The sequence below is a fragment of the Eubacterium sp. ER2 genome (assembly GCF_000765215.1).
GTDB classification, from domain to species: domain Bacteria; phylum Bacillota; class Clostridia; order Lachnospirales; family Lachnospiraceae; genus Claveliimonas; species Claveliimonas intestinigallinarum.
Genome location: NZ_JPJE01000022.1, coordinates 17,291 through 35,950, shown reverse-complemented (window position 1 = coordinate 35,950; position 18,660 = coordinate 17,291). Strand labels below are relative to the sequence as shown.

19 protein-coding genes are annotated in these 18,660 nt (G+C 54.0%); 17 read left to right on the top strand and 2 right to left on the bottom strand.

Features of this window, described 5'->3' with window-relative positions:
- Nucleotides 1–6 precede the first annotated feature (6 nt).
- Both NI21_RS0108830 and thiI read left to right on the top strand, forming a co-directional pair.
- Complete coding sequence (locus tag NI21_RS0108830) at nucleotides 7–1,164, top strand: cysteine desulfurase family protein (protein WP_033125874.1); 1,158 nt, start codon at nucleotides 7–9, stop codon at nucleotides 1,162–1,164.
- A gap of 79 nt (nucleotides 1,165–1,243) precedes the next feature.
- A complete protein-coding gene (thiI, locus tag NI21_RS0108825; protein ID WP_033125873.1) occupies nucleotides 1,244–2,428 on the top strand; it encodes a tRNA uracil 4-sulfurtransferase ThiI in 1,185 nt (394 codons plus the stop codon).
- 143 nt (nucleotides 2,429–2,571) lie between these two features.
- On the opposite strand, the gene NI21_RS0108820 is transcribed toward thiI, so the two are convergent.
- Nucleotides 2,572–2,802: an HPr family phosphocarrier protein gene (locus tag NI21_RS0108820; protein WP_033125872.1), complete on the bottom strand. Its 231-nt coding sequence runs from the start codon at nucleotides 2,800–2,802 to the stop codon at nucleotides 2,572–2,574.
- 165 nt (nucleotides 2,803–2,967) lie between these two features.
- On the opposite strand from NI21_RS0108820, the gene mtaB reads away from it, so the two are divergent.
- The 8 genes from mtaB (at nucleotide 2,968) to NI21_RS0108780 (ending at nucleotide 9,530) form a co-directional block, all read left to right on the top strand.
- Nucleotides 2,968–4,296: a tRNA (N(6)-L-threonylcarbamoyladenosine(37)-C(2))-methylthiotransferase MtaB gene (mtaB, locus tag NI21_RS0108815; RefSeq protein ID WP_033125871.1), complete on the top strand. Its 1,329-nt coding sequence runs from the start codon at nucleotides 2,968–2,970 to the stop codon at nucleotides 4,294–4,296.
- Between the two features lie 57 nt (nucleotides 4,297–4,353).
- Complete coding sequence (locus NI21_RS0108810; protein WP_033125870.1) at nucleotides 4,354–4,617, top strand: IreB family regulatory phosphoprotein; 264 nt, start codon at nucleotides 4,354–4,356, stop codon at nucleotides 4,615–4,617.
- Nucleotides 4,618–4,623: 6 nt separating this feature from the next.
- Nucleotides 4,624–5,073 (top strand): Holliday junction resolvase RuvX, encoded by a 450-nt coding sequence (gene ruvX, locus NI21_RS0108805; protein ID WP_033125869.1) that lies wholly within the window; start codon nucleotides 4,624–4,626, stop codon nucleotides 5,071–5,073.
- 53 nt (nucleotides 5,074–5,126) lie between these two features.
- Nucleotides 5,127–5,384 carry a DUF1292 domain-containing protein gene (locus NI21_RS16760; protein ID WP_033125868.1) on the top strand — a complete coding sequence of 86 codons (258 nt, stop codon included), beginning with the start codon at nucleotides 5,127–5,129 and terminating at the stop codon, nucleotides 5,382–5,384.
- A gap of 36 nt (nucleotides 5,385–5,420) precedes the next feature.
- Nucleotides 5,421–5,852, top strand: a complete 432-nt coding sequence (locus NI21_RS16755) for a Fur family transcriptional regulator (protein WP_347562509.1) — start codon at nucleotides 5,421–5,423, stop codon at nucleotides 5,850–5,852.
- 29 nt (nucleotides 5,853–5,881) lie between these two features.
- The gene (locus NI21_RS0108790; RefSeq protein ID WP_033125866.1) at nucleotides 5,882–7,555 is read left to right on the top strand and encodes a ribonuclease J; all 1,674 of its coding nucleotides are present in this window, start codon (nucleotides 5,882–5,884) and stop codon (nucleotides 7,553–7,555) included.
- Between the two features lie 98 nt (nucleotides 7,556–7,653).
- Nucleotides 7,654–8,307: an O-methyltransferase gene (locus NI21_RS0108785; protein ID WP_033125865.1), complete on the top strand. Its 654-nt coding sequence runs from the start codon at nucleotides 7,654–7,656 to the stop codon at nucleotides 8,305–8,307.
- Nucleotides 8,304–9,530 carry a U32 family peptidase gene (locus NI21_RS0108780; RefSeq protein WP_033125864.1) on the top strand — a complete coding sequence of 409 codons (1,227 nt, stop codon included), beginning with the start codon at nucleotides 8,304–8,306 and terminating at the stop codon, nucleotides 9,528–9,530. The genes NI21_RS0108785 and NI21_RS0108780 overlap by 4 nt, the downstream gene beginning before the upstream one ends.
- A gap of 27 nt (nucleotides 9,531–9,557) precedes the next feature.
- On the opposite strand, the gene sigK is transcribed toward NI21_RS0108780, so the two are convergent.
- A complete protein-coding gene (gene sigK, locus NI21_RS0108775) occupies nucleotides 9,558–10,175 on the bottom strand; it encodes an RNA polymerase sporulation sigma factor SigK (protein WP_033125863.1) in 618 nt (205 codons plus the stop codon).
- A gap of 181 nt (nucleotides 10,176–10,356) precedes the next feature.
- Between sigK and NI21_RS0108770 the strand changes: the two genes are divergently transcribed.
- The 7 genes from NI21_RS0108770 to groES all read left to right on the top strand — a co-directional run bounded on the left by NI21_RS0108770 (nucleotide 10,357) and on the right by groES (nucleotide 18,585).
- Nucleotides 10,357–11,670 carry a PrsW family glutamic-type intramembrane protease gene (locus tag NI21_RS0108770; RefSeq protein WP_033125862.1) on the top strand — a complete coding sequence of 438 codons (1,314 nt, stop codon included), beginning with the start codon at nucleotides 10,357–10,359 and terminating at the stop codon, nucleotides 11,668–11,670.
- Between the two features lie 360 nt (nucleotides 11,671–12,030).
- Nucleotides 12,031–13,572, top strand: a complete 1,542-nt coding sequence (locus NI21_RS0108765) for a YifB family Mg chelatase-like AAA ATPase (RefSeq protein ID WP_033125861.1) — start codon at nucleotides 12,031–12,033, stop codon at nucleotides 13,570–13,572.
- Nucleotides 13,573–13,653: 81 nt separating this feature from the next.
- The gene (dprA, locus tag NI21_RS0108760) at nucleotides 13,654–14,769 is read left to right on the top strand and encodes a DNA-processing protein DprA (protein WP_033125860.1); all 1,116 of its coding nucleotides are present in this window, start codon (nucleotides 13,654–13,656) and stop codon (nucleotides 14,767–14,769) included.
- 73 nt (nucleotides 14,770–14,842) lie between these two features.
- Complete coding sequence (gene topA / locus NI21_RS0108755) at nucleotides 14,843–16,918, top strand: type I DNA topoisomerase (RefSeq protein ID WP_033125859.1); 2,076 nt, start codon at nucleotides 14,843–14,845, stop codon at nucleotides 16,916–16,918.
- Between the two features lie 95 nt (nucleotides 16,919–17,013).
- Nucleotides 17,014–17,796, top strand: coding sequence for a GTP-sensing pleiotropic transcriptional regulator CodY (gene codY, locus NI21_RS0108750; protein ID WP_033125858.1), 783 nt, complete (start codon nucleotides 17,014–17,016; stop codon nucleotides 17,794–17,796).
- Nucleotides 17,797–17,876: 80 nt separating this feature from the next.
- Nucleotides 17,877–18,176 carry a hypothetical protein gene (locus tag NI21_RS0108745; RefSeq protein WP_033125857.1) on the top strand — a complete coding sequence of 100 codons (300 nt, stop codon included), beginning with the start codon at nucleotides 17,877–17,879 and terminating at the stop codon, nucleotides 18,174–18,176.
- A 124-nt stretch (nucleotides 18,177–18,300) separates the two neighbouring features.
- The gene (gene groES, locus NI21_RS0108740) at nucleotides 18,301–18,585 is read left to right on the top strand and encodes a co-chaperone GroES (protein ID WP_033125856.1); all 285 of its coding nucleotides are present in this window, start codon (nucleotides 18,301–18,303) and stop codon (nucleotides 18,583–18,585) included.
- The last annotated feature ends 75 nt before the right edge of the window (nucleotides 18,586–18,660 follow it).

The following is an 18,660-nucleotide window of genomic DNA, read 5'->3' as shown; positions in this document are numbered from 1 at the left end:
TCTTTGATGGAAGTTTATCTTGACAATTCTGCCACCACCCGGGCCTACGACTGCGTGGGGGACCTTGTGCGCAAGGTCATGTGCCAGGACTACGGCAACCCCTCCTCCATGCACGCCAAGGGAGTGCAGGCAGAGCATTATATAAAAGAGACAAAGGAAATACTGGCAAAGCTGTTGAAGGTGAAGGACAAGGAGATCGTCTTCACGTCCGGCGGCACGGAGAGCGACAACCTGGCCCTTATCGGAGCGGCCAGGGCCAACAGGCGCAGGGGGAATCACCTGATCACCTCCTCCATCGAGCACCCGGCGATCCTGAACACCATGCGCTACCTGGAGGAGGAAGAGGATTTCCGCGTCACCTTCCTGCCGGTGGACCGGTACGGGAGAGTGAAGCTGGAGGCTTTGCAGGAGGCCCTCTGTCCGGAGACGATCCTTGTGTCCATTATGTACGTGAACAACGAGGTGGGATCCGTGCAGCCCATCCGGCAGGCGGCGGATATGGTGAAGGCCTATAATAAGGATATCCTGTTCCATGTGGACGCGGTCCAGGGCTTTGGAAAATACAGGATTTACCCGAAGAAGGAGAAGATCGACATGCTCACCCTAAGCGGCCACAAGATACACGGGCCCAAGGGGACGGGAGCCCTCTACTTCGGCGAGCAGGTGAAGATAAAGCCCATCGTCTTCGGCGGTGAGCAGCAGAAGAACATCCGCTCCGGGACGGAGAACGTGCCCGGGATCGCAGGCCTTGGCCTGGCGGCAAAGACTATCTACGACGGGCTGGAGGAGAAGGTGGACCGGATGCGGGCGCTGAAGGCCCGGTTCATAGACGGTGTGCAGAAGCTGGATGACATCACCATCCACGGCCTCTACGACGAGACCAGCGCGCCCCACATCATCAGCGTGGGATTTGCCGGGGTGAGGAGCGAGGTCCTGCTCCACGCTCTGGAGGAGAAGGGCATCTACGTGTCCTCCGGCTCAGCCTGCGCCTCCAACCACCCGGCCATCAGCGGGGTGCTGAAGGGGATCGGGGCACAGAAGGAGTATCTGGACGCCACGCTGCGCTTCAGCATGTCAGAATTTACAACAGAAGAAGAGATTGACTATACGCTGGAAACCCTATATAATTTAGTACCAGTATTGCGCAGATATACGAGACGGTAATGCCAGAGGCGCATAGGGAGCGCCTGGGCCGCAGCCGGGACAGTTCGTCTGCACACCAGGAAGAAAAGAGGAAAGAACCATGACATTTCACACATTTTTGATCAAGTACGGTGAGATCGGGATCAAGGGAAAGAACCGCTATATGTTCGAGGACGCCCTGGTGCGTCAGATCCGCTACGCCCTGCGGGAGGCGGACGGCAGCTTTAAGGTGCATAAGACGCGAGGCCGTATCTATGTGGACTGTGACGGCCCCTACGACTATGACGAGGTGACAGAGGCTCTCCAGAGAGTCTTCGGCATTGTGGGCATCTGCCCTGTGGTGCGGCTTGAGGACCAGGGCTTTGAGCAGCTGAAAAAAGACGTGGTGGCCTACATGGATGAGCTGTACCCGGACAAAAACATTACCTTCAAGGTGGAGGCCAGGAGAAGCCGGAAGAATTATCCGAAGAATTCCATGGAGATCAACTGCGACATCGGGGAGGCTATTCTGGACGCGTTTCCCGGGATCCGTGTGGATGTACACCATCCGGATGTGATGCTGAACATCGAGGTCAGGGAGGATATCTACGTCTACTCCAGGATCATTCCCGGGCCGGGAGGCATGCCTGTGGGGACAAACGGGAAAGCCATGCTCCTTCTGTCCGGCGGAATCGACAGCCCGGTGGCTGGCTACATGATCGCCAAGAGGGGCGTTGCCCTGGAGGCAACCTACTTCCACGCGCCGCCCTACACAAGCGAGCGGGCCAAGGAGAAGGTGGTGGATCTGGCCAGGATCATCGCAGCCTACGCAGGTCCCATCCGTCTCCACGTGGTGAATTTTACAGACATCCAGCTCTACATCTACGACCAGTGCCCCCACGATGAGCTGACCATCATCATGAGAAGGTACATGATGAAGATCGCGGAGCATTTTGCGAAGGAGGACGGCTGCCTGGGTCTCATCACAGGGGAGAGCATCGGTCAGGTGGCAAGCCAGACCATGCAGAGCCTGGCGGCTACCAACGAGGTGTGCACTCTGCCGGTGTACCGTCCCCTGATCGGATTTGACAAGAAGGAGATCGTGGAGGTGTCCGAGAAGATCGGCTCCTACGAGACATCCATACAGCCCTTTGAGGACTGCTGCACCATCTTTGTGGCAAAGCATCCGGTGACAAAGCCGAACATCAACATCATTCACAGGTCAGAGGAAAATCTGGCGGAGAAGATCGACGAGCTGGTACAGACAGCCATCGACACGGTGGAGATCATAGACGTGCAGGGCTAGCATTGCTCTGCAGGGGAGCCCGGAGGGGATCCCCCGGAGCGTTTTTGTTTAACAGGGAACGGAAAGTTTCCTGTTAAATAAAAAATACGCCGGAATGTCAGCGCATTTCGGCGTATTCATATGTTCGCTTTAAACCTGTCCGATTATACAAGGTAGGGCTTCAGAGTCTCAAGTACCTCATCGATGCCTGCGTCAGCGTGGATGTTCAGGTCGATAGGCTTGGACAGATCCAGGCTGAAGATACCCATGATGGATTTTGCATCGATCACATATCTTCCGGATACAAGATCAAAGTCATAGTCAAACTTTGTGATGTCGTTTACGAAAGATTTTACTTTGTCGATTGAGTTTAAAGAAATTTGTACTGTTTTCATTGGAATAACCTCCTTGATTTCTTATATCAGTTTCTATAATCATCTTAAGAGCTGAAAGTGTAAAAGTCAAGGAACAATTTGCCAAAGAATTGGGATAAATTTCGTTAAAGCATACAACAATTTACACGAGAGCAACAAGAGAGCAGAAGAAAAGAGAGGTTGGAAATGAAAAAGGCAGCACTTCACAATCTGGGATGCAAGGTAAACGCCTACGAGACGGAGGCCATGCAGGAAATACTGGAGCAGAGCGGCTATGAAATCGTGTCCTTTAATGAAAGGGCGGACGTCTACGTCATCAACACGTGCACGGTCACCAACATGGCGGACCGGAAGTCCCGCCAGATGCTCCACCGGGCCAAGAAGCTGAATCCGGACGCTGTGGTGGTGGCGGCGGGCTGCTATGTCCAGGCCAAGGCAGGGGAAGTGGACGACTGCGTGGACATTGTCATCGGGAACAACAAAAAGCATGAGCTGGCCCGGATCCTGGAGGAGTTTTTCCGGGAGAGACAGGCGGCCGGTACAGACGGGGCGGAGGCTGAGAAGACAGGCCCGGGCAGAAAAGACATCATCGACATCAGCCGTACGCCGGAGTACGAGGAACTGCGCCTGACCCGGACCGGGGAGCACACCCGGGCCTACATCAAGGTGCAGGACGGCTGCAACCAGTTCTGCTCCTACTGTATCATCCCCTACGCCAGGGGACGGGTCCGCAGCAGGCGCATGGAGGACGTGGTGGACCAGGTGCGCACGCTGGCTGACAAGGGCTACAAGGAGGTGGTGCTGACGGGCATCCACCTAAGCTCCTACGGGCTGGATCTGGACCGGGGGGAGGACCTTCTCTCCCTCATCTGCGCTGTCCACGAGGTGGAGGGTATCTGCCGGATCCGCCTGGGCTCCCTGGAGCCCCGGATCATCACGGAGGAATTTGCGCGGACGCTTGCCTCCCTCCCCAAGATCTGCCCCCATTTCCACCTCTCTTTGCAGAGCGGCTGCGACGAGACGCTGCGGCGCATGAACCGGCGGTACACGACAGAGGAGTATTATGAGAAATGCCAGCTCCTCCGGAAGTATTTTGACCACCCGGCTCTGACCACGGACGTGATCGTGGGCTTCCCCCAGGAGAGCGAGGAGGAGTTTGAACAATCCATGGCCTTTGTGGATAAGGTGGACTTCTACGAGACCCACATTTTCAAGTACTCCCGCCGGGAGGGGACAAAGGCAGCCGACATGGAGGGGCAGGTGCCGGAGCAGGTGAAGAACGCAAGGAGCGCTCAGCTCATTGCCCTGGGAAGACGCAAACAGCAGGCCTATGAGGACCGGCTCATAGGGAAATGCGTGGAGGTCCTGATGGAGGAGGCTGTGGAGAGAGAGGACGGCATTTACCAGGTGGGGCACACGAAGGAATATGTGAAAGTCGGACAAAAAACGACAGAGAATTTGGCAAATCAGTTGATAAATGTAGAAATTGAGAACCGTTTACAAATAATTCATTGAATTTCAGAATGGAATAGAGTAGAATAAATATGAAGTATTTTTGGAGGACGTGAGTATATGAAAGAATTAACCAACACCCAGTTTTTCCAGGTAGAAAGCGGCCCACAAATTCAGGCAAAAGATATACTTGAAATTGTGTACAAGGCACTGAGCGAGAAAGGCTACAATCCGGTCAACCAGATCGTCGGCTACATCATGTCAGGGGATCCTACTTATATTACAAGCCACAACGGCGCCAGGAGCCTGATCATGAAGGTGGAGAGAGACGAACTGGTAGAAGAGATGCTGAAAGCGTATATCAAGTATCACGGATGGGAATAATTTTGTATGAGAGTGATGGGACTGGACTACGGCTCTAAGACAGTGGGAGTGGCGGTGAGCGACCCCCTTGGTCTTACAGCACAGGGGATTGAGACCATCTGGCGCAAGGATGAGAACAAGCTTAGAAAGACGTGTGCCCGCATCGAGGAGCTGATACGGGAGTATGAGGTCGAGAGCATTGTACTCGGACTGCCGCGCCACATGAACAGCGACGTGGGAGATCGGGCGGAAAAATCTTTGGAATTCGGTGAGATGCTGCGCCAGCGTACCGGCCTTGAGGTCATTATGTGGGACGAGCGTCTGACCACGGTAGAAGCAGAGCGGACTTTAATTGAGAGCAACGTGAGAAGGGAAGACCGCAAGAAATACATTGATAAGATTGCGGCTGTTTTTATATTGCAGGGATATCTGGACTCGAAATACCATGAGGCGGCCATTAGAGAGGACCGTCTTTAAGTACTGTCTTAAGTACTGTCGTTAAACTACTGGATTTTTTGAGGTGTATTGTAATGGAAAAGATCAAATTTCAGTCTGACGGGGCGGAGACGGCGGAGTTTTTTGTCCTGGAGCAGACGACTATCAATGGAACGTCCTACATTCTGGTCACGGACTCGGAGGAGGGAGACGCGGAGTGTCTCATCCTCAAGGACAGATCAGAGGCAGAAGATACAGAAAGCATTTACGAGATCGTAGAAGATGACACAGAGCTTTCCGCTGTGTCGAAGGTGTTCGAAGAGCTGCTTGAGGATATCGAGATAGAAAGGTAATATACTATGTCTATAAGCCAGGAAAAATTCAAAGAGATGCTGAAGGAAAAGGGTCTGAAGGTGACCAATCAGAGGCTTCTTGTTCTGCAGGTGCTTGCGGAGCACGGGGACGAGCATATGACCGCGGAGGATATCTTTGAGCTGGTCAAGGAGGACTACCCGGAGATCGGTCTTGCCACCATTTACCGGACAGTCCAGCTTCTCCTGGACATGCAGCTTGTGGATCGGATCATGCTGGACGACGGATGCGTGCGGTATGAGATCGGTGATTTCCTGGATGAGCAGGAGGGACACCGTCATCATCACCATCACCTGATCTGTACGGAGTGCGGAAGTGTCTCTGCGTTCAGAGACGATCTTCTCGAGGATCTGGAGGCCTACATTGAAAAGAAGACGGGCTTTCAGGTGACTGACCATGAACTGAAATTTTACGGCGTGTGCAGAAAATGCCGTGAAAAAGAAAAATAACGGAAAAATAAACCTATGGAGGTGTAAGCTTGAAAAAAGAAAACAATGGAAAACTGCGCATCATTCCGCTCGGAGGCCTGGAAAAGATCGGAATGAACATTACTGCCTTTGAGTACGGAGACAGTATTATTGTGGTGGATTGCGGTCTGGCCTTCCCGGAGGACGATATGCTGGGAATTGACCTGGTCATCCCGGATATTACCTATCTGAAGGACAATATCCAGAAGGTCAAGGGCTTTGTCATCACCCACGGACATGAGGACCACATCGGAGCCCTCTCCTACGTGCTCAGGGAAATGAATCTTCCTATTTACGCTACAAAGCTGACAATGGGTATCATTGAGAAGAAGCTGACAGAGCATAATCTTTTGAGGAGCACAAGGAGAAAGGTGGTCCGGTTCGGTCAGTCCATCAATCTGGGACAGTTCCGAATCGAGTTTATCAAGACAAACCACAGTATCCAGGACGCCTCAGCCCTTGCCATCTACTCGCCGGCGGGCATTGTGGTGCACACAGGAGACTTTAAGGTGGACTACACACCGGTCTTTGGCGACGCCATCGACCTTCAGAGATTTGGTGAGATCGGGAAAAAGGGCGTGCTGGCCCTCATGTCGGACAGTACCAACGCGGAGCGTCCCGGATTTACCCAGTCCGAGCGGACTGTGGGACGCACATTTGACCACCTCTTCGCCGAGTACAAGAATACAAGGATCATCATTGCCACCTTCGCGTCCAATGTGGACCGTGTGCAGCAGATCATCAATTCTGCCTACAAGTATGACAGGAAGGTGGTTGTGGAGGGCCGGAGCATGGTGAACATCATCTCCACGGCCCAGGAGCTGGGTTACCTGAACGTGCCGGACAAGACCCTTATCGAGATCGACCAGCTGAAGAACTATCCGCCGGAGAAGACGGTGCTCATCACCACAGGTAGCCAGGGAGAGTCCATGGCGGCCCTGTCCAGAATGGCGGCGGACATCCACAAGAAAGTGACCATTATGCCGGGAGACACGGTTATTTTTAGCTCCAATCCCATTCCGGGAAATGAGAAATCCGTCTCCAAGGTCATCAACGAGCTCTCCGAGAAGGGGGCCAACGTGATCTTCCAGGATGCCCACGTATCCGGACATGCCTGTCAGGAGGAGCTGAAGCTGATCTACTCCCTTGTGAAACCAAAGTACGCCATCCCCATCCACGGCGAGTTCCGCCACAGGAAGGCTAACGCGGGCCTGGCACTGTCCCTTGGAATCCCCAAGGAGAACGTCTTTATGCTGCAGTCCGGCGACGTGCTGGAGCTTGATAGCAAGGAGGCCAAGGTGGTGGACAAGGTCCACACCGGCGAAGTGCTGGTAGACGGACTTGGCGTTGGCGATGTGGGAAATATCGTTCTTCGCGACCGCCAGCACCTGGCGGAGGACGGTATCCTCATCGTGGTCATGACCCTGGAGAAGAGAACCAACCGTCTCCTGGCCGGCCCGGATATCGTATCCCGCGGCTTTGTCTATGTGCGCGAGTCAGAAGGGCTGATGGAGGACGCCAGAAAAGTCCTCGTGGACGCGGTAGATAACTGTCTCCATCGCCAGAGAGGCGCAGACTGGAGCAAGATCAAGCTGGTTGTCCGCGACACGATGAACGAGTTCATCTGGAAGAGAACAAAGAGAAGACCCATGATTTTACCGATAATTATGGATGTAGACAGATAATTTAAAAAAGTGTAAAGAGGGACGTAATACTTTTTAAAAGTATTACGTCCCAAATTAACGTAACTGGTGTGTAATTGTGTATAAACTGGTGTGTAAATATGTTTATTGATGAGAGAATTACGACATTTATCCATTCCCTGGAGACGCCGGAAAGCCCGCTTTTGGAGGAGATCGAGGATAAGGCGCTGGCGGACCGGGTGCCAATCATCCGCAAGGAGACCCAGAGCTTTCTGAAGGTGCTGCTGCAGATCGAAAGGCCTGGCAGCATACTGGAGCTTGGCACGGCGGTGGGCTTCTCCGCTCTTCTGATGAGCGCCTACGCCCCGGAGGGGTGCCGGATCACTACCATAGAGAACTATGAGAAGAGGATCCCCATTGCCAGAGAGAATTTCCGCCGGGCCGGAAAAGAAAAGGACATCACCCTCCTGGAGGGGGATGCCCTGGAGGTAATGCGGGGGCTGGAGGGGCCCTTTGACCTCATCTTCATGGACGCGGCCAAGGCACAGTACATCCACTATCTGCCGGAGGCGCTGCGGCTTCTGGAGGAGGGCGGCGTCCTTGTGACGGACAATGTGCTCCAGGACGGGGACATCATGGAGTCCCGCTTTGCGGTGGAGAGGCGCAACCGGACCATCCACAAGAGAATGAGGGAGTACCTCTACCAGCTGAAGCACGATGAACGGCTCCTGACCAGTATCCTCCCCCTGGGGGACGGGCTGGCAGTCAGCGTAAAGAAAGGAAAGACACTATGAACAGATATCCTGAACTGCTCATCCCGGCCAGCAGCCTGGAAGTGCTGAAGACAGCTGTGATCTTCGGCGCGGACGCAGTGTATATAGGCGGCGAGGCCTTCGGCCTCCGGGCCAAGGCGAAAAATTTCTCCCGGGAGGACATGGCGGAGGGGATCCGCTTTGCCCACGACCACGGCGTGCGGGTCCATGTGACGGCCAATATCCTGGCCCACAACGGTGATCTCCCCGGCGTGCGGAAATATTTTGAGGAGCTGCGGGAAATGCAGCCGGACGCCCTCATCATCGCCGATCCGGCGGTCTTTGAGATCGCGAAAGAGGTGTGCCCGGAAATCGAGCGGCACATCAGCACCCAGGCCAACAACACCAATTACGGGACCTTTAATTTCTGGTGGAAGCAGGGAGCCAAAAGAGTTGTCACAGCCCGGGAACTCTCCCTGAAGGAGATAAAGGAAATCCGCCGGAACATACCGGAGGAGATGGAGATTGAGAGCTTTATCCACGGGGCCATGTGCATTTCCTACTCAGGCAGATGCCTTCTGAGCAGCTATTTTACCGGAAGGGACGCCAACAGGGGAGCCTGCACCCACCCCTGCCGCTGGAAATACTCCATCGTGGAGGAGACAAGGCCCGGGGAGTATATGCCTGTCTATGAAAATGAGAGAGGCACATTTATCTTTAACTCCAAGGATCTGTGCATGATCGAGCATATACCGGAGCTCATCGACGCGGGCATCGACAGCTTCAAGATCGAGGGAAGGATGAAGACAGCCCTCTACGTGGCCACAGTGGCCCGGACCTACCGGAAGGCCATAGACGATTATCTGGAGGATCCGGCTCTCTACGAGAAAAATATGCCCTGGTATCTGGACCAGATTTCAAACTGCACCTACCGGCAGTTCACCACCGGATTTTACTTTGGAAAGCCGGATGAGAGCGCCCAGATCTACGACAACAATACCTACGCAAAGGACTACACTTATCTGGGCATCATCGGCGGGGAGAAGGACGGGCTCTACCAGATCGAGCAGAGAAATAAGTTTTCCGTGGGTGAGCAGATCGAGATTATGAAGCCGGACGGGAGAAATGTGGAGGTGACTGTCCACCGCATCGTGAATGAGGACGGACAGGAGCAGGAGAGCGCGCCCCACGCAAAGCAGACCATCTATGTGGACCTGGGGGCGGAGGCGGATCTTTGCGACATTCTGAGAAGAAAAGAAGAGTAAAGAAAATAGACAGAGGAAGCTGCGGGTTTAAAAATAGTCCCGCAGCTTTTCTATTGCGCTCTTCTCGATCCTGGAGACATAAGAACGGGAGATCCCAAGCTTCTTGGCAATCTCCCGCTGTGTGAATTCATCTCCGTTATAGAGACCGTACCGCATTTTCAGAACAAGCCGTTCCCGGGGAGAGAGAACGGTTTCTATCCTGGAATAGAGGAGCCGGATATCGTCGCCAAGGGCGACCTTTTCATGCGCGTCAGCTGTGTCCGACTCGATGATGTCAAAGAGCTGGATCTCGTTGCCCTCCCGGTCTGTGCCGATGGGCTCGTAGAGGGACACGTCCCGGGCAGACTTCTTCCGGGTGCGCAGGTACATGAGGATTTCGTTTTCAATACACCTTGCGGCGTAGGTTCCAAGCCGTACAGCCTTGTCAGGGTTAAAGGTCACAACTCCCTTGATCAGACCGATGGTTCCGATGGAGAGAAGGTCCTCTGTCTCCTCGTCCATGGACTGATATTTTCGGACAATATGCGCCACAAGGCGCATGTTCCGCTCGATCAGAATGTGCTTCGCTTCCTGGTCACCTTCCGTATATTTCTGCAGATAATACTGCTCCTCGGCCGCTGTCAGTGGTTGTGGAAAGGATTTCAAATGAAGCACCTCTCTGGCGTGGTTAATTACAGTCTATGTCAAAATGAGGAGTTTTGTGCTTTTCCAAAAGGAAGAAGAAATTATTGTTGGACTGTAGCGCCGGGGGAGACTATAATGGTAGAGAGAATGAAAGAGACAAAGATGAAACCAGTGACAGCCAAAAGATAGCGGAGGGATGAGAATGAGCAGGATATGTCCGAAATGCGGAAAGGAAATGAGTGACACAGCAAAATTTTGCAACCAGTGCGGGTACAGATTTGAAGAGAGACAGCTTTTCTGTCTCTGGTGCGGGGCAAAGGTGGAGAGCGGCGACAGGTTCTGCCCTGAGTGCGGCAGAAGCCTGAGCCAGGGCGGGCCCCGGCAGAGCACAGCGCAGCAGAACACAGGCCAGCAAAATAAAGGCCAGCAAAATACAGGCCAGCAGAGCGCGAGCCAGCAGAACGCAGGCCAGGCCGGCGGATTTACGAAGGATGAGTTTATATCCATGTCCAAGAGCGGGATGGGAAAATTCGTGGACGCCATCAACGACATGACAGGCCAGGAGGGAAAGACGGACATCCGCCTGCGGGAGCTGGTGAGCGAGGTGTTCAGGCACCACACAGTAGAGGAGCGGGAGGAGCTCTTCATCAGCGGGACAAAAAAGACTACTCCGGCGCCGGAGAATATGACGGCAGACTGGCCCCATCCATGGCTCTTCGCCAGGATCTTCCTCATGTTCCTGGTGGTGTTCATCGGGCTTCTTGTGATGATATTGGAGTTTACCAACACCAATGCCATCCCCGGCGCTATGTTTATAGGGGCCCTCATCGTCCCCTTCTCCCTGGTGATCTTCTTCTGGGAGACCAATATCCCGAGGAACATCAGCATTTTTGACGTGGTGAGCATTTTCTTTATAGGCGGGGTTATGTCTTTGATCTTTACGCTTATACTGTACGGCTACATCTATGTAGGGGAGCTGAACTACACCGGTGCCATCCTGGTGGGGATCGTGGAGGAAATCGGCAAGATCGTTGTGGCAGGACACTACGTGAAGAAGCGGAATACCTCCTACATTCTGAACGGACTGCTCCTGGGGGCCTGCGTGGGCGCCGGCTTTGCGGTGTTTGAGACCGCCGGCTACGCCTTTTCCTCCCTGATGTACGGAGGCGTCCAGGGCATGATTGACGTGCTGGTCCTGCGGGGAGCTCTAGCTGTAGGCGGACATACGCTGTGGGCGGCTATCTCCACGGCGGGCCTTGTCATTGCCAAGGGGGAGAGGCCCTTTGACAGGAAAATGTATCTGGATCCGAAATTCCTGAAATTCCTGCTCCTTGTGATCGTGCTCCACGCTGTCTGGGACATGCCCATCACGCTGGGACGCTCTGTCCACCTTGTGCAGTGGGTGCTCTGCGCTGTGGCGGTGATTATTGTCCTTGTGCTGCTCAGCTCCGGCCTGCGGCAGGTGTCCGCGGTGTCAGAGAGAGCCAGACGGCAGAAGAGAAATGTAAATATGTGACAGAGGGGAAGCAAACGGTAAATAGGACAACGGATAAAAGGAGCAACAGGGCCTGCTGTTATAGTGGCCCTGTTGTTTTGTGTTCGGAGAAATGTCAGTGCCAAGAAAAACATAACAATATCAGAGAAAATATCGACATTCGAGAAAAATATCTATATCTGAGGAAATACCGGTTGACAAGTTAACGTAACGGGTGTATCATGAAAACATTCTAAAAACAATCGATCTATATTCAGGAGATTTCATTTATGTATTCCAGGGCAGTTCGCCCGGAGGATTTCAGAAGGAAGCAGACAAAAGAGCAAAAGCGCGATAGGAGCGCAGTGTCAGTGCGTTCTGAGCGGTAAAGGAGGAATGCCTATGAGTCTTGGCATGGTATATTCCGCGGCCCTTCACGGCATGGAGGTGAAATTCATCCGCGTGGAGGCGGATCTGAGCAACGGCCTGCCCATGTTCCACATGGTGGGCTATCTGTCCTCAGAGGTGAAGGAGGCGGGGGAGCGGGTGCGCACGGCTATCCGCAACAGCGGTCTGGAGGTTCCGGTCAAAAAGACGGTGATCAACCTGTCGCCAGGCAGCGTGCGAAAGAGAGGGGCCTCCTTTGACCTGCCCATTGCCCTGTCCATCCTGGCATCCCAGGGACTCATCGGGCAGGAGGCGCTGGAGCAGGTGCTGGCGGTGGGTGAGCTGGGACTGGACGGCAGCATCCGGGACGTGCCAGGTGTGCTGCCCATTGTGTGGGAGGCAAGGAAGCAGGGATACAGGCTGTGTATTGTGCCGGCAGGCAACGAGGCGGAGGCGGCCCTCTTGGAGGGGATCCCTGTTCTGGCAGCAGGCAGCCTTGCCCATCTTCTGGATCTGCTGTCAGGAAAAGAGCTGCCCCAGCCCAGGTCTGTGAACTCTCAAAAGGCCGACAGCGTGGAGCCAGCCTTCGAGGGCGATTTCCAGGAGGTGAAAGGGCAGGGAGCCGTGAAGCGTGCGGCGGAGATTGCCGTGGCGGGAGGCCACAATTTCCTTATGATCGGCCCACCAGGAAGCGGAAAGTCCATGATCGCCAGGAGAATTCCCACCATCCTGCCGCCGCTTGCGATGGAGGAGGCTTTGGAGATCACAAAGATCTACAGTGTCCAGGGAATGCTGGAGAAGGAGACGCCCCTCATTCGGCGGCGGCCCTTCCGGGAAGTGCACCACACGGCCACAAAGGCGGCCCTAATCGGAGGAGGGCTAATCCCGGCCCCGGGGGAGATTTCCCTGGCCCACAAGGGTGTCCTTTTCCTGGACGAGCTGACGGAGTTTCCACGGTCTGTCCTGGAGGTGCTGCGCCAGCCCCTGGAGGAGAAGAAAATCCGCCTGACAAGGAAGCAGGGCGTCTACGAGTTCCCGGCAGATTTCATGCTGGCGGCAGCCATGAACCCCTGCCCCTGCGGCTACTATCCGGACCTGGACAGGTGCACCTGCACCCCTGCCGGTATCAGCCAGTATCTGGGAAAGGTCAGCCAGCCCTTCCTTGGCCGCATCGACATCTGCATGGACACCCCTGCTGTGGATTACAGAAGCCTGCAGAGCAGCGGGCAGGAGGAGACATCGGAGAAGATACGGGAGCGGGTCTGTATGGCAAGAGAGAGACAGCTCGGGCGGTACAGAGGGGAGAAGGGAAAGACGAACGCCTCCCTCCCGGCCAGGCTGATACCCAAATACTGCTCCCTGGGAACAAAGGAGGAGAGGATCATGGAGAGCGCCTTTGAGCAGATGGGGCTGACTGCCAGGACCTGCCACAAGGTGCTGAAGGTGGCCAGGACCATCGCGGACCTTGACGGAAAAGAGAAGATTCAGACCAGTCATCTGGCGGAGGCCATCGGCTACCGTCTGCCGGACGCGAAATATTGGGGAAATCTGCGCTGACAGCGCCCGGGATCAGGCCAGAGAAATAAGACATAGTAGGACAGAGAGTGACAGAGAGTGTGAAAAGAGGAGGGGATGGGGATGAAGTACGAGTACTGGCTTGCCTGTGTCCGCCCGCTGGCGGGAGGGAAAAAGGAGAAGCTGAGAAGCCGCGCGGGCAGCGGGGAGGCGGTATATTATATAGAAGAGAAAAGGCTGCAGGAGATGGAATTTCTGACAGAAAAGGACAGGCAGGTGATCCTGAGCTTCCAGAAAAAGAAAGACCTGTCGACAGAATACGGCAGGCTTCTGGAAAAAGAAATCCGGCTTGTGCCCTGCCATGATCCGGCCTACCCCAGGCGGCTGAGAGAGTGCGCCGGGCACCCCTACGCCCTGTTTGTGAAGGGCCGCCTGCCTGCCGATGACAGACTCTCGGTGGCCATTGTGGGCGCCAGGCAGTGCAGCGCCTACGGGGAGAGACAGGCCCTTGCGTTTGCGGAGTATCTGGCGGGCCGGGGCGTCCAGGTCATCAGCGGTATGGCCAGGGGCGTCGACGGGGCGGCGGGAAGAGGAGCCATAAATGGGGGAGGAGACACATATGCTGTACTGGGATCCGGAGTGGATGTGTGCTACCCTGCTCAGAACAGGGGACTCTACGGCGATATTCTGAAAAAGGGCGGCATCCTGTCGGAGCAGCTTCCGGGAGCAGCCCCAAGGAGAGAGAACTTCCCCGCCAGGAACAGGATCATCAGCGGTCTGGCAGACGCGGTTCTTGTGCTGGAGGCAAGGGAGCGCAGCGGCTCCCTCATCACAGCGGACATGGCGCTGGAGCAGGGGAGGGACGTGTACGCCCTTCCAGGGCCCGTGGACAGTCCCCTGAGCCGGGGCTGCAACCAGCTGATCAGGCAGGGGGCAGGACTCCTTATCGGGCCGGAGGAACTGCTGGAGGAGCTGGTCAGTGAGCCCGCCTTGGCGGCTCTTCTGCCGGGCCGTATGAGGGGAAAAGGAGAATGTGAAAAATCAGACAAAAATAAAAAAGTGCTTGAAAGTGCCGAAAATATAGTGTATAGTTGCCTTGGTCTGTATCCCAGGGATATCAGCTCGCTGCTGGAGGAGACAGCTCTTGCGCCGGCGGTCCTCATGGAGACGCTGGTAGCTCTCCAGATCAAGGGATACGTAAAGGAAATTTCAAAAGGCTATTACATCCGCGCCGAATGACCGGACGGGGAAAGCAGATGGAAAATCGGGCGGGGGGAATGGCACCAGGAAGTATTGGAGGAAGAAAGTTAAAATGGCTCATTATCTTGTAATCGTGGAGTCTCCGGCAAAGGTGAAGACGATCAAAAAATTCCTTGGAAGCAACTACACAGTCATGGCTTCCAACGGACATGTGAGGGACCTGCCCAAAAGCCAGCTCGGAATTGACGTGGAGCATGACTTTGAGCCCAAATATATCACCATACGCGGAAAGGGAGAGATCCTCGCGGCCCTCAGGAAGGAAGTCAAGAAGGCTGACAAGGTCTATCTGGCAACCGACCCGGACCGGGAGGGGGAGGCTATTTCCTGGCATCTGTGCAAGGCTCTGAAGCTGGAGGACAAGAAGACCTACCGCATCAGCTTTAACGAGATCACAAAGAACGCGGTAAAGGCGTCCATCAAGAACGCCAGGGAGATCGACATGGATCTGGTGGACGCCCAGCAGGCCCGCCGCGCCCTGGACAGGATCGTGGGGTACGAGATCAGCCCTCTTCTGTGGGCCAAGGTCAAGAGAGGCCTTAGCGCCGGCCGCGTGCAGTCCGTGGCACTGCGCATCATCGCGGACAGGGAGGATGAGATCAATGCGTTCATACCGGAGGAGTACTGGACGCTGGATGCCATCCTGAACGTAAAGGGGGAGAAAAAGCCCCTCCGGGCCAAATTCTACGGCACGGAAAAAGAAAAAATGACCATCCACTCCAGGGAGGAGCTTGATAAGATCCTGAAGGATCTGGAGGGGGCCGACTATAGTGTGGAGGAAGTGAAGAAGGGGGAGCGCTTCAAGAAGGCTCCCGTGCCCTTCACCACCAGTACCATGCAGCAGGAGGCGTCCAAGGTTCTGAACTTTGCCACCCAGAAGACCATGCGGATCGCTCAGCAGCTCTACGAGGGAATTGACATTAAGGGCAACGGAACAGTGGGTCTGATCACTTACCTGCGTACAGACTCCACCCGCGTGTCCGAGGAGGCGGAGAGCAGTGTCCGGGACTTTATCGGAAAGAGCTACGGGGAGCAGTTTGTGGCCACCGGAACGGCAAAGCAGGCTGACAACAGGAAGATCCAGGACGCCCACGAGGCTATCCGTCCCACAGATGTGACCAGAACCCCCGCGGCCATGAAGGATTCCCTCACAAGAGATCAGTTCCGCCTGTATCAGCTTATCTGGAAACGGTTCGTGGCAAGCCGCATGCAGCCCGCCAAATACGAGACTACCTCCGTGAAGATCGATGCCGGAGATTACCGGTTTACCGTGGCTGCCTCCAAGATTGTATTTGAGGGCTTCCGCACGGTGTACACTGAGTCCGACGAGGAGAAGGAGGAGTCCAACGTACTGCTGAAGGGACTGGATGAAAATTCTGTCCTCACGAAGAAGGAGTTTGACACAAAACAGCATTTCACACAGCCTCCGGCACACTACACAGAGGCGGCCCTTGTAAAGACGCTGGAGGAGCTGGGCATCGGGCGGCCAAGTACCTACGCCCCCACCATCTCCACCATCATTGCCAGAAGGTACGTGGCAAAGGAGAACAAGAACCTGTATCTGACAGAGCTGGGGGAAGTGGTGAACAACATTATGAAGCAGTCCTTCCCGGCCATTGTGGATGTGAACTTTACCGCCAACATGGAGGGGCTCCTGGATAAGGTGGCAGAGGGAAAAGTGGAGTGGAAGTCAGTGATCGAAAACTTCTACCCTGACCTTGACCAGGCGGTGAAGACAGCGGAGAAGGAGCTGGAGACCGTGAAGATCGAGGACGAGGTCACAGACGTGATCTGCGAGGAGTGCGGCCGCAACATGGTCATCAAGTACGGCCCCCACGGCAAGTTCCTGGCCTGTCCCGGCTTCCCGGAGTGCCGCAACACAAAGCCCTATCTGGAGAAGATCGGCGTCAAGTGTCCCAAGTGCGGCAAGGACATTGTGATTCGCAAGACGAAGAAGGGAAGAAGGTACTACGGATGCGAGGACAATCCGGAGTGCGATTTCATGTCCTGGCAGAAGCCCTCTGAGAAGAAGTGCCCGAAATGCGGCGGCTACATGGTGGAAAAAGGCAGCAAGCTTGTCTGCATGAACGCAGAATGTGGGTATAATGAAAACAATAGAGAAAATTCATAGAAATTATTTATAAAAAATGCGCAAAAATTAACAGAAGATTGTTGATATTTCCAGAATTGTATGATAATATATTCAACAAAGGATGGAGGTTGCGTATGAGTGTACAATTATTAGATAAAACAAGAAAAATCAATAAATTACTGCACAGCAACAACTCCAGCAAGGTTGTCTTTAATGATATCTGTGAGGTGTTGACGGAAATCCTGAATTCCAACGTGCTGGTCATCAGCAAGAAGGGAAAGGTCTTAGGTGTCAGCAGGTGCAGTGGTGTAGGTGTGATCACGGAACTCATCAAGGGAGAGGTCGGATGCCATATAGACGAGATGCTCAATGAGCGTCTGCTGAACATCCTCTCCACAAAGGAAAATGTCAATCTGGAGACCCTGGGCTTTTCCCAGGAGACAGCGAAGGGCTACCAGGCTATTGTCACGCCCATCGAGATCGCGGGAGAGAGGCTTGGAACTCTGTTTATCTACAAGCAGGGCGAGGACTACGAGATTGACGACATTATTTTAAGTGAATATGGAACGATGATCGTGGGGCTTGAGATGCTCCGGTCCGTCAATGAAGAAAACGCAGAGGAGACACGCAAAGAACATATCGTCCAGTCAGCTATCAGTACACTCTCCTTTTCTGAGCTGGAGGCCATCATCCATATTTTTGACGAGCTGGAGGGCACAGAGGGCATCCTGGTCGCCAGCAAGATCGCTGACCGCGTGGGCATCACAAGGTCCGTCATCGTAAACGCGCTGCGCAAGTTTGAGAGCGCCGGCGTCATCGAGTCCAGGTCATCCGGCATGAAGGGGACATATATCAAGGTAGTCAACGACTATGTCTTCACAGAGCTGGAAAAGATCAAGGCTGAGAGAAACAAATAATCTTTTATAAAAATAAGACGAATGATGAAGAGAAAGGGTATCGGGAAACTGATGCCCTTCTTTTGGGAAGGAGGACGACTATGTACGAGGGAAGCACTGCAGTGCTCAGGATGCTCCACGTCTACCTGGAGGGGGAGCTGATGGATGAAAGAGAATATGTCTGCAGGATCACTGCATATGACCCGGACAGAGAGTATATGTATATGACAGTGGAGGAGGGGGAGCTGACGGACCTCTCCCTGGATGCAGAGTACGACTGCAGCATAAGGCCGGAGGAGGTGAGCTGTCAGGGCTCGGTGAAGGAGCGGTATTTCGACAGAGAGGGGAGCCGGCTCGTTTTCTCTGTGGAAAATGGATTTTATAAAAATAATATAAACTGAAATAAAGTGTGTTGACAAAACAAATGGAGAGTGCTATTTTATTACTAGAGTTTATTAGCACTCTCCATTTAAGAGTGCTGACAAATATAAAATTTATATAGATAGCTTAAAGGAGGAACCATTCATGAAATTAGTACCATTGGGAGACAGAGTTGTATTGAAACAGTTAGTTGCTGAAGAGACTACAAAGTCCGGTATCGTCCTGCCGGGACAGTCCAAAGAGAAACCCCAGCAGGCTGAAGTGATCGCAGTTGGCCCGGGCGGAGTAGTGGACGGCAAAGAAGTGGAGATGCATGTGAAGGAAGGCCAGCAGGTTATCTATTCCAAATATGCGGGAACAGAAGTGGAGCTGGACGAGGAGTCCTACATCATCGTAAGACAGAGTGATATCCTTGCAGTGATCGAGTAGGATCAGCTTAGTGCATCAGAATTTTAACATCAAATCTGAGAATAAAACTTAAATCAGAAAACAGGAGGATTGATT

Coding starts and splice junctions, on each gene's coding strand:
- NI21_RS0108830 (WP_033125874.1), top strand. CDS start 7: ATGGAAGTTTATCTTGACAATTCTGCCACCACCCGGGCCTACGACTGC.
- thiI (WP_033125873.1), top strand. CDS start 1,244: ATGACATTTCACACATTTTTGATCAAGTACGGTGAGATCGGGATCAAG.
- NI21_RS0108820 (WP_033125872.1), bottom strand. CDS start 2,802: ATGAAAACAGTACAAATTTCTTTAAACTCAATCGACAAAGTAAAATCT.
- mtaB (WP_033125871.1), top strand. CDS start 2,968: ATGAAAAAGGCAGCACTTCACAATCTGGGATGCAAGGTAAACGCCTAC.
- NI21_RS0108810 (WP_033125870.1), top strand. CDS start 4,354: ATGAAAGAATTAACCAACACCCAGTTTTTCCAGGTAGAAAGCGGCCCA.
- ruvX (WP_033125869.1), top strand. CDS start 4,624: ATGAGAGTGATGGGACTGGACTACGGCTCTAAGACAGTGGGAGTGGCG.
- NI21_RS16760 (WP_033125868.1), top strand. CDS start 5,127: ATGGAAAAGATCAAATTTCAGTCTGACGGGGCGGAGACGGCGGAGTTT.
- NI21_RS16755 (WP_347562509.1), top strand. CDS start 5,421: ATGCTGAAGGAAAAGGGTCTGAAGGTGACCAATCAGAGGCTTCTTGTT.
- NI21_RS0108785 (WP_033125865.1), top strand. CDS start 7,654: ATGTTTATTGATGAGAGAATTACGACATTTATCCATTCCCTGGAGACG.
- NI21_RS0108780 (WP_033125864.1), top strand. CDS start 8,304: ATGAACAGATATCCTGAACTGCTCATCCCGGCCAGCAGCCTGGAAGTG.
- NI21_RS0108770 (WP_033125862.1), top strand. CDS start 10,357: ATGAGCAGGATATGTCCGAAATGCGGAAAGGAAATGAGTGACACAGCA.
- NI21_RS0108765 (WP_033125861.1), top strand. CDS start 12,031: ATGAGTCTTGGCATGGTATATTCCGCGGCCCTTCACGGCATGGAGGTG.
- dprA (WP_033125860.1), top strand. CDS start 13,654: ATGAAGTACGAGTACTGGCTTGCCTGTGTCCGCCCGCTGGCGGGAGGG.
- topA (WP_033125859.1), top strand. CDS start 14,843: ATGGCTCATTATCTTGTAATCGTGGAGTCTCCGGCAAAGGTGAAGACG.
- codY (WP_033125858.1), top strand. CDS start 17,014: ATGAGTGTACAATTATTAGATAAAACAAGAAAAATCAATAAATTACTG.
- NI21_RS0108745 (WP_033125857.1), top strand. CDS start 17,877: ATGTACGAGGGAAGCACTGCAGTGCTCAGGATGCTCCACGTCTACCTG.
- groES (WP_033125856.1), top strand. CDS start 18,301: ATGAAATTAGTACCATTGGGAGACAGAGTTGTATTGAAACAGTTAGTT.